We start from the raw sequence: 9,845 nt of genomic DNA, 5'->3' as shown, positions 1-9,845 counted from the left end.
GCCTGATACACACAACTCACAACCCCAAATCTACATTCCCATATTGGTCCCGTTGACCTCGTCAACGTGACAACAAGTCATAGCCTGGTGACCATAGCGAGTCGGTACCACCCCTTCCCATCCCGAACAGGACCGTGAAACGACTCCGCGCCGATGATAGTGCGGATTCCCGTGTGAAAGTAGGTCATCGCCAGGCTCTCCCCTCCAACACCCCAGCTCTTACACAGAGCTGGGGTGTTTGTTTTTATGCACTGCTGCAACACGCAGCGATCTGCCGGCCAGACCCGGCAACCTCCCCTCCTCTGCTTCCCCCAATTGATCCCTAAAAAAACAAAAAAAGCCTCCGTTAGGAGGCTTTTACGCGTTCGCGAGCGGGCTGACTAGTTACGTGCCAAGAATTTCTCGACGAGGCGAACCCAATATGTCGCGCCCAGCGGCAGCAATTCGTCATTGAAGTCGTAGCTTGGGTTGTGCAGCATGCATGGGCCCAGACCGTGGCCTTGCTCACGATGGTCGCCGTCACCGTTGCCGATGAAGGCGAAGCAGCCTGGCTTCTCGATCAGCATGAACGAGAAATCTTCGGCGCCCATGGTCGGATCAATATTGGCGTCAACGTTATCTGCCCCGACGAGCTCACGCATCACCGCTGCCGCGAACTGCGTTTCAGGTTCCGTGTTCACGGTGGGGGGATAGTTGCGGTGGAAGACGAAGTCGACCGTGCAATCGTATGCGGCGGCGATGCCCTTAGAGACCTCTTCCATGCGGCGCTCGATCAAGTCGAGGACTTCGGTGGAGAAGGTGCGTACCGTGCCCCCGATCCAGGCTTCGTTCGGAATGATGTTGGTCGCATCGCCGGCATGGAACTGTGTGACGGACAGAACCGCGGTGTCGATCGGCCGCTTGTTGCGCGTGATGATGCCTTGCAACGCCGATACCACCTGCGCTCCAACGAATACCGGATCGTTGCCGTTATGCGGCAGCGCGGCGTGTGCCCCCTTTCCCTTGATCGTGATGCGGAACTCGTTGCTCGATGCCATCAGCGCGCCTGCGCGCGTACCGAAGGCGCCGACCGGCACCCCCGGCCAGTTGTGCAGCCCAAAGACGGCGTCGCTCGGGAATCGATCGAACAGGCCATCCTTGATCATCTCGCGTGCGCCGCCGCCGCCTTCTTCAGCGGGTTGGAAGATCAGGTTTACCGTGCCGCTGAAATTGCGGTGCTTGGACAGGTAATGTGCGGCGCCGAGCAGCATTGCGGTGTGACCGTCGTGGCCGCACGCGTGCATCTTGCCGTCGTGCTTGGAGCGATGCTCGAATTGGTTAGCCTCCGCAAGCGGCAGAGCATCCATATCGGCGCGTAGGCCGATACTCTTGCCTTCACCGTTGCGGATAACACCGACTAGGCCAGTCTTGCCCAGGCCGCGATGCACTTCGATACCCCACTCGGCGAGCTTGGCGGCGACCAGATCGGAGGTGCGCTGTTCTTCGAAACAGAGTTCGGGATGTGCGTGGATGTCGCGGCGCAGCGCCTGGATCTCGGGCTGCGCGGCTTGGATTTCTGGGATCAGCTTCATGAGGATGCTCGCGTTCTGGCTGAAAGTTCGGAATCGCATTCGATGATACGCCGAAGGGCGATTTTCGACCCGCCATCAGCCAATTGCTTGGCCCGCCCATGCAGTTCCGTATGGATTCGTCATGCGGTGACTTGTGCGCTCTCACATACAGACGAAGCCGAACGGCCGAAACGCCTACACTGGACGTCTGTCAATTGACCGCGCGCCGCCCTAGTCAGTTGCCCGTCGCGCTCGCGCGAGCACCACGAGACCGACCCGAGCCCATCATGTCTGCTGAAGCCATCGCTGTTGCATCGCAACCTTCCGACGAAGTTCTGCAATTGATCCGCACGCTGGTGGCATTCGATACCGTTAGCCGCAATTCGAATCTTGGATTGATCGAGTGGGTGCGCGATCGCTTGCGCGGGCAGGGCGCGGACTGTCGTCTGACCTATGACGCGACGGGCGGTAAGGCAAATCTGTTCGCGACGCTATCGCCAGGCCGCAAGCCGGGGCTGGTGTTGTCTGGGCATACCGATGTGGTGCCCGTCGATGGGCAGCCGTGGGATACGAACCCGTTTGATGCGCAGATCCGTGACGGCAGCCTGTACGGGCGCGGCACCGCCGACATGAAGAGCTTCATTGCCGTGGCGCTCGCGAATGTGCCCGGCTTCATGGCGGCGGAGGGCGGCGCCAGCTTTCATCTTTCGCTGTCGTATGACGAAGAGATCGGCTGCGTCGGCGTGCGCAGTCTGCTGCGTGATCTCGAGGCGAGCGGCATTCAGCCCGCCGGTTGCATCGTTGGCGAACCCACGTCGATGCGCGCCATCATTGCGCACAAGGGTAAGCGTGAATACCGATGCTGCGTGCGCGGCAAGGAAGCGCATTCCGCGTTGACGCCGCAGGGCGTGAATGCGATCGAGTTTGCGGCGCTGCTGATCGCGCATATCCGCTCGCTGGCTGCGCGTCTGGCGGCGGAAGAGGCGCGCGACACCGCCTTTGTCGTGCCGCATACGACGCTGAATACAGGCACGATCAAAGGTGGTATCGCCACCAACGTGGTGCCGCGCGATTGCGAATTCACCTTCGATTTCCGCTATCTGCCGGGCATCGATCCGGATTGGCTGTTCGCCGAGGTCGAGCGCTATGCGCAGCAGACGCTGCTGCCGCAGATGCGTGAAATTTCTGCCGACGCTGACATCAGCTTCGCCATGAAGGCCAACACGCCGGGCCTGTCGATTGCGCCCTCGCACGAGCTGGTGGCGCTGGCGCAAGCGCTGGCCGATAGCCGGAGTGCGGTTGGCAAGGTCGACTACGGGACCGAAGCGGGACTGTTCACGCACGCGGGCATTCCGACTGTGGTGTGTGGTCCGGGCAATATCGAGCAGGCGCACAAGCCTAACGAGTACATCGAACTTGCGCAGATCGCGCAGTGCGAAGCGTTCATGCGGCGGCTCGCACAACGGCAGCCGCAGTTGCAGCCGGCTTGAATGTAAAAAAACCGGGCACCTGGCCCGGTTTCTTTTTTTAGGGATGCGCGTTCAGCGGATCACTTGCCCGTTAGAGTTGATGATCGTCATCTCAACGAACTTGGAGCCGACGTGGTTGGAGGGCGAGAAGTTCACGTTGAAGCCACCCACGTCGTAGTTGCCCATCGTCTCCAGCGCCCCGACGAACTTCTCGCGGGTCAGGTCGCGGCCCGCACGCTTGAGGCCTTCAACAAAGACGCGCGCAGCGACGTAGCCTTCGATGCTCCCGTAGTCGAAATCGGTAATGCCATCCGATTTGAGCAGCTTCTGGTAATCGCGAACCACGGGTGACGCGCCGCTATACGGATACGGCATCACCTGAGAGATGATCACGCCGCCGCCGGCCTTGCCGAGTGCGTTGGCGAGCGCCTTGGTGCCGACAAACGACACGTTGTAGAACTGGCCCGCATACCCCTGTTCTTGTGCGCCCTTCACGAGGGCTGCCACGGTCTGGTATGCGCTGATGACGACGACGACATCCGGCTTCTGCTCGAGCACTGTGGTGATCGCGCTCTTCACGTCGGTGGTGTTGCGGACGACGCTGGCCTGCGCGACGAGCGACACCCCCTTGTTTGCCGGCAGCTTGAGCGCGCGCTGTACACCGTCAAGGCCCGCTTTGCCGTAGGCGTCGTCGTTATAGATGACGGCAATGCGCTTGAGGCCCGTGGTGTGGATCTGCTGGACGATGGCGGCGGTTTCATCGTTGTAGCTGGCGCGCACGTGGAACACATTGCGCGCGAAGGGCTCGCGCAGCGCCGAGGCGCCGGAGTACGGCGCAAAGAACGGCACGCCCGCCGGGTTGGCGATCTTCAGCGCCGCCAGGCTGGTCGGCGTACCGACATAGCCAAACAGGGCGAAGACCTTGGTGTCTTCGATGAGCGTCTTGGTGTTGCGGGCAGTCGCATCGGGCTCGTAGAAATCGTCGAGCACCTTCAATTCGATCTTGCGTCCGTTGATGCCACCTGCGGCGTTGACGGCGTTGAAGTACAACTGGGCGCCGCGGTTCATCTGCTGACCAAGCTTTGCGGCCGGGCCGCTCATTGGCGCCGATTGGCCGACGATGATCGCGTCGTTGGTCACGCCCGTCTCGGCATGCGCGCCGCCCGAAGCGATGCCGACGATGCCCGCTGCGAACATGGCCAGCAGCGCGGTGATTCTACGAGATTGCATTGCTCTCCCCCGAGAGTTGATTTGCTCGGCATCATAGCTAAACGGGCAGGGGAGGCAAACAGAATCGGGCCGGTTGCGTCGCTTTTGAGCGTTTTTGAGACAGAGAAGCCGCGCGATGTGCACGGCTTTCCTTCACACGGGGCCGTTTCAGGCGGCTTCCGCCACCCGCCGCTTCATCACTGCCAGCAGCACGGCGGTGACGACGGTGCCGGTAACCAGCGCTGCAACATAGCCGCCCAGGTGCGTCACCGCATTCGGAATCGGCAGCACGAACGCCCCGCCGTGCGGCACGCGCAGTTCCACGCCGAACAGCATCGAAAGGGCGCCCGCGCAGGCCGAACCCGCCACGAGCGCGGGAATCACGCGGAACGGGTCGCGGGCCGCATACGGGATCGCGCCCTCGCTGATGAAGGCGAGGCCGAGCACGGCGGTGGCGCGCGCCGCCTGGCGTTCGTCTCGCGTAAATCGCGACGGGAACAGCCATGCCGCCAGAGCGATGCCCAACGGCGGCGTCATGCCCGCGGCCATGGTGGCCGCCATGGGCGTGTAGACCTGTGCGCCGATCAGCCCCGTGCTGAAGGCATACGCAGCCTTGTTGATGGGACCGCCCATGTCGAAGGCCATCATGCCGCCCAGCAGCGCGCCCAGCGGTACCGCGTTGGCACCCTGCATGCCGCGCAGCCAAGTCGTGAGGGAGGCGAGCAACGCGGCAACCGGCGCGCCAACCACATACAGCATCACCAGGCCTGTCAGCAGGCAGCCGAGCACCGGCAGGATCAATACCGGTTTCAGCCCTTCAAGATTGCGCGGCAGCTTCAGCCAGCGGTTGAGCGCCTCGGTGCCATAGCCGGCGACGAAACCGGCCACGATGCCGCCAAGAAAGCCGGCGCCCAGGCTGGCGGCCAGCATGCCGCCGACCATCCCGGGGGCAATACCGGGCCGGCTGGCGATCGAGTACGCGATGTATCCGGCGAGCACGGGCACCATCAAGGCAAACGCCGACTTGGCTCCGATCTGGAACAGCACGCCGCCCAGCGTGTGGCTGGCCGAGGCGTCCGTCACGTAGATGCCGCCCAGGGCGAACGCCAGTGCAATCAGGATGCCCCCAGCCACCACGAAGGGCAGCATGAACGACACGCCGGTCATCAGGTGCTTGTACGGGCCGGTGCGCTGCTGTTCAGCCGCGGCGGCCGCGGTGCCCGCCAATTGCGCCGTCCCCGCGCCTTCTAGCGAGGCTTCGTCGAAGGCCCGGCGGATCAATGCCTGCCCATCGTGGATGGCCACCTTGGTGCCGGCGCGGAAGACGCGCTTGCCGGCAAAGCGTGACAGGTCGACTTGCGTGTCGGCGGCGATCAGCACGAGGTCTGCGGTTGCGATGGCATCGGCCGACAGCGTGTTCTGTGCGCCCACCGAACCCTGCGTTTCCACGTGGATCGTGTGACCGAGCGCGCCGGCGGCCTGCGTGAGCGCCTCGGCGGCCATGAAGGTGTGCGCAATGCCGGTCGGGCACGAAGTGATGGCGACGATGCGTTGAGCTTGCGCGCCGGCTTTGGGAACGGGCGGGGCGTTGCCGATCATGCGGGCCAGTACGGCACGAGCGTCCGCGAGTACTTCGTCGAGCGTGACTTCAAGCGTGCGCGGATTGGCGTGGCGAGCCGCTGCGTCCGGCACGAGGCCCGCCCAGACGACGGCCTCGGCGGTGGCCAGCGCTGCCGTGTCGACGACCGAGACGGTGTCGGGGCCGCGCACGTCGACGTCGAGCTTGCAGCCGGATTCGCGCGCCGCGTGGCGCAGGGCTGCGCCGGCGAGCATCGCGCGGGTGGTGCGGCCGTCTGCACCGAGAATTGCCAGCAGGTTTGCCATGATCGGCTCCTTGAATGCGTTGAGCGTGTGGCGATGCGATGGTCGGGCGTCAGGCCACGCGCTGCATCTGGACGGCGGACGCGCGTTCGCGCACCTGCCCCGGGGGCGGGAGGTGCGGGCCCAGGCGCTGGAGCTTGCACGCGGCGAAGGCCACCGATAGACGCACGGTTTCTTCCATGCCCGCTCCGGCATGCCAGCCGGCCAGCACGCCGGCCACCATGGCGTCACCCGCGCCGACGGTACTGGCGGCGCGTACAGGTGGCAGGCTCGCTTGCCACGTGCCTTCTGCCGTGACGAACAGCGCGCCGTCCTCGCCCAGCGACACGATGACCTGCGCCACGCCGCGTGCCTGGATGGCGCGCGCCACGTCCACCGTTTCAGCCAACGTGGGCAGCAATCTCCCCGCCCACAGTTCCAGCTCGTGCCGGTTTGGCTTGATGGCCGTCGGCAGGGCTTCGCGCGGTGCCGCCAGCACCCGCGCCAGCGGTGCGCCGCTGGTATCGAGCAAGGTGGGGATGCCGCGGCGGTTCAGCCGGGCCAGCAGTTCCACATAGCTATCGGACTGCAAGCCGCCGGCCAGGCTGCCACATAGCGCTGCGCCTGCAATGTCGGAGAGCGCGTCAATGCGTTCGCACAGCGTGTCGAAGTCGGCGGGCGTGGCGTCAATGCCGGGCAGATTGATGTCGGTGGTCTGTCCGTCTGCCTGGTCGCTGATTTTGATGTTGGTGCGATTGGTGCCGGGCACGCGGCAGAAGCCGTCGAGCACGCCCTTGCGCGCAAACAACGCTTCGAACAGTTCGGCATTGGCGTCGCCGAGGAGGCCCGTGGCGATCACCGGTACCTGCCAATCGGCCAGGCAGGCTGCCACGTTGACGCCCTTGCCGCCGGCCTGTTGCGTGACGCTGCGGCCGATGTTGACGCGGCCACGTTCAAGCCGCTCCAGGCCGATGGTCATGTCGATGGCCGGGTTGAGCGTGACGGTGACGATGCGCGGCTGCCTGCTCATGCGGCCATCTCCTTGCCACCGGCTTGCATCGGCAACGTGGTTTCCAGGTCGCGCACCTCCTGGGCGGAAGCGCAGGCCAATGCGCGTTCTGCGAGTTGCGACAGCGCACGGACGTGCGCCTCGCGTAGCCGCGCCTTGACCGGCGCAATATCGCGTGGGCTCATCGACAGCTCATGCACGCCAAGGCCTGTGAGCAGCAGCGCGCCGAACGGGTCTCCCGCCAAGCCGCCGCATACGCCGACCCAGCGCCCGCGGCGTGCGGCGCCCTGCACTGTGTGCTGGATCAGGCGCAGCACGGTTGGGTGCAGGCTGTCGGCCTCGGCAGCGAGGTCGGGATGCTGGCGATCGATCGCCAGCGTGTATTGCGTGAGGTCGTTCGTTCCGATGGAGAAGAAGTCGACGTGCTCGGCCAGGCGATCGGCCAACAGTGCGGCGGCCGGTACTTCCACCATGATGCCCAGCGGCACCGTCGGCGCGTCGAGTTCAGCGCGAATGCGCTCGCACGCGGCGCGCAGGGCGGTCACCTCCTCCAATGAGGTGATCATCGGAAACATGATCGACAGGGCAGTCGCCTCGCCAGCATCGCGGGCGGCCCGATAGAGCGCACGCAGTTGCGGCTCCATGAGGTCGGGGCGGCGCAGTAGCAGGCGCGCACCGCGCACGCCGAGGAACGGGTTGTCTTCCGTCGGCAGGTTCAGATGCGGGACCTGCTTGTCGCCGCCGATGTCCAGCGTGCGCACGATCAACGGGCGGCCGCCAAGGGCGTTGAGCATGTCGGCGTAGACAGCGTATTGGGTGTCTTCGTCGGGCGCGTGATCGCGTTCGAGGAACAGGAATTCGGTGCGCATCAGGCCCACGCCCTCCGCGCCGAGCGAGAGGGCTTCGACCGCCTGTGCGGGCAGGTTGACGTTGGCGGCGATCTCCACCGTGTGGCCGTCACGCGTGCGGGCGGGCAAGCCGCGCTCCGCCTCCTCGCGCTGCGTGCGTGCGGCGTCTTCCCGCAGCCAGGCGCGGGCGCTCGCGATGCTGGTGTCATCGGGATCCAGCACCAGACGGCCGCCGGTGCCGTCGATGATGGCTTGCGTGCCCGTCGCCACATCGAGCACGGCTGGGCCGGCGGCCACGACGGCCGGGATGCCCAGTGTGCGCGTCAGGATGGCCGTGTGCGACGTCGGACCGCCTTGCGCGGTGACGATGCCGATGATGCGTCGCGTATCGAGCGCCGCCGTATCCGAAGGCGACAGGTCCGCCGCCACGAGGATGCAAGGGCTCTCGGGCAGCGTTTGCGCTGCACTGCGCAGCGACGGGTCGATATGGCCGAGCACGCGCCGTCCCACGTCGCGCAAGTCGGCCGCGCGTGCCGCCAGGAGCGGATTGCCGAGCGCGCCCAGCCGCTCGGCCAGGCGTTCGACGGCCTGATGCCAGGACCACGCCACGCCGTGGCCCTCGACCATGGCCTGGCATGTCAGCGTCATGAGATCGGTGTCGCCCAGCAGTTCGGCTTGCGCCTTAAAGATGCCTGCTTCGGCTTCCCCCAGGCGGGCGGCCGTGTTGCGTGCCAGGGCTTCCAGTTCGGCGCGCGTGCTCGCCAGCGCCTGGTCCAGTAGATCGCCGCCGGTGGTCAGGGCGACAGCGTGATCAGGCACGGTCGACGCGCCGTGCTGGAGCACGTGGATGGGGCCGATCGCCAGCCCGGGACTTGCCGCAATGCCGCCGATGGTGGGCAACGCCGCGTCGGCTTGCCAGCCGTGCGCGGTCTGTCGGGTGCGGGCTGCCTGCGTGTCGCGCGCCGCCTGGGCACGTTCCTGCGCCGTCAGACCTCGAATGGTCTGCAGCAGCGCGTCGAGCGCGGCGCCGGCGTCGGGGCCTTCCGCAGAGAGCGTGAGCTTGGAGCCAACCGCAAGGCCCAATTGCAGCAACGCCACGAGGTTCTTCGCGTCGGCGGTTTCGTCGCCATGTCGAACCTGCACGCGCGCGGCAAAGCGGCGGGCGGTTTCCACCCAATGCGCAGCCGGGCGCGCGTGCAGGCCGCTCGGGTATTCCAGCGTCAAGGTGCGCTGCTCGGCGAGGTCGGTGCCAGGTGTGTCGGCGGCGGGCGCGGGTGCGTCGCTGGAGAGCGCGGCAACAAGTTCTTCAGCATTCTGCGTGGTGAAGAGATGCCGTAGGCGCGCGTCGTCATTCAGCAGCCGCGTCAGTCGGCGCAGCAGCGTGATGTGTTCGTCCGACTGCGCGGCAATGGCAAACACCAGGTGCGTCGTTTGGCCCGGGTGCCACTCCAGCCCGTCAGGAAACTGCAGCACCGCAATGCCCGTCTGGCGGATCAGGTGGCGGTCCTCGCCCATGCCGTGCGGAATGGCGACGCCGTGGCCGAGAAACGTGTTGGCCACGGTTTCGCGGCGCAGGAGGCTGTCGATATAGGCCGGATCGATGCAGCCGGCGTCGGCCAGCAACTGGCCGGCAGCGCGGATGGCGCTTTCCTTGTCGGTGGCGCGTTGCTGCAGACGGATGCGTTCGGCGCAGATCAGGGCGGAAGCCATGCGGCGGGGGTCTCCTGCGGCTGCCGCGCTCCAAGGCGCGGCATGCGTGTCGTCGATGATCGCGAATTGAAATCGATTACAGTTCGAGTGTCAATGTGCGCCGCGACACAAAGTGACGCTCATCCCAGTATTTACGGGGTTTTCCCTAGGAGAGCTGGAGATTGGAGGCAATGCGGTCATTCGCTATGAT

6 protein-coding genes and 1 rRNA gene are annotated in these 9,845 nt (G+C 65.5%); 2 read left to right on the top strand and 5 right to left on the bottom strand.

The genetic code is table 11. From position 1 onward, the window contains the following. Positions 1-83 precede the first annotated feature (83 nt). Positions 84-196, top strand: a 5S ribosomal RNA gene (gene rrf, locus BEK68_RS00965). Positions 197-380: 184 nt separating this feature from the next. Here the strand turns inward: rrf and BEK68_RS00960 are convergent. Next, positions 381-1,571, bottom strand: a complete 1,191-nt coding sequence (locus BEK68_RS00960; protein ID WP_012436485.1) for a M20 aminoacylase family protein — start codon at positions 1,569-1,571, stop codon at positions 381-383. A 266-nt stretch (positions 1,572-1,837) separates the two neighbouring features. On the opposite strand from BEK68_RS00960, the gene argE reads away from it, so the two are divergent. Next, positions 1,838-3,040, top strand: coding sequence for an acetylornithine deacetylase (gene argE, locus BEK68_RS00955; protein ID WP_012436484.1), 1,203 nt, complete (start codon positions 1,838-1,840; stop codon positions 3,038-3,040). Between the two features lie 51 nt (positions 3,041-3,091). Here argE and BEK68_RS00950 read toward each other — a convergent pair whose 3' ends face one another. The 4 genes from BEK68_RS00950 to ptsP all read right to left on the bottom strand — a co-directional run bounded on the left by BEK68_RS00950 (position 3,092) and on the right by ptsP (position 9,655). Continuing rightward, positions 3,092-4,249, bottom strand: coding sequence for an ABC transporter substrate-binding protein (locus BEK68_RS00950; protein WP_004633112.1), 1,158 nt, complete (start codon positions 4,247-4,249; stop codon positions 3,092-3,094). Between the two features lie 147 nt (positions 4,250-4,396). After that, positions 4,397-6,112: a PTS fructose transporter subunit IIC gene (locus tag BEK68_RS00945; RefSeq protein WP_012436483.1), complete on the bottom strand. Its 1,716-nt coding sequence runs from the start codon at positions 6,110-6,112 to the stop codon at positions 4,397-4,399. Positions 6,113-6,161: 49 nt separating this feature from the next. Beyond that, complete coding sequence (gene pfkB / locus BEK68_RS00940; RefSeq protein WP_012436482.1) at positions 6,162-7,118, bottom strand: 1-phosphofructokinase; 957 nt, start codon at positions 7,116-7,118, stop codon at positions 6,162-6,164. Further along, positions 7,115-9,655, bottom strand: a complete 2,541-nt coding sequence (ptsP, locus tag BEK68_RS00935; protein ID WP_012436481.1) for a phosphoenolpyruvate--protein phosphotransferase — start codon at positions 9,653-9,655, stop codon at positions 7,115-7,117. Before ptsP ends, pfkB begins: the two co-directional genes overlap by 4 nt. Between the last annotated feature and the right edge of the window lie 190 nt (positions 9,656-9,845).

Source organism: Ralstonia pickettii, assembly GCF_001699815.1.
GTDB classification, from domain to species: Bacteria; Pseudomonadota; Gammaproteobacteria; order Burkholderiales; family Burkholderiaceae; genus Ralstonia; species Ralstonia thomasii.
This window is presented reverse-complemented; position numbering and strand designations above follow the sequence as displayed.

Excerpts from the sequence above, each read along its gene's own strand:
- BEK68_RS00960 (WP_012436485.1), bottom strand. The coding sequence starts at position 1,571 with ATGAAGCTGATCCCAGAAATCCAAGCCGCGCAGCCCGAGATCCAGGCG.
- argE (WP_012436484.1), top strand. The coding sequence starts at position 1,838 with ATGTCTGCTGAAGCCATCGCTGTTGCATCGCAACCTTCCGACGAAGTT.
- BEK68_RS00950 (WP_004633112.1), bottom strand. The coding sequence starts at position 4,249 with ATGCAATCTCGTAGAATCACCGCGCTGCTGGCCATGTTCGCAGCGGGC.
- BEK68_RS00945 (WP_012436483.1), bottom strand. The coding sequence starts at position 6,112 with ATGGCAAACCTGCTGGCAATTCTCGGTGCAGACGGCCGCACCACCCGC.
- pfkB (WP_012436482.1), bottom strand. The coding sequence starts at position 7,118 with ATGAGCAGGCAGCCGCGCATCGTCACCGTCACGCTCAACCCGGCCATC.
- ptsP (WP_012436481.1), bottom strand. The coding sequence starts at position 9,655 with ATGGCTTCCGCCCTGATCTGCGCCGAACGCATCCGTCTGCAGCAACGC.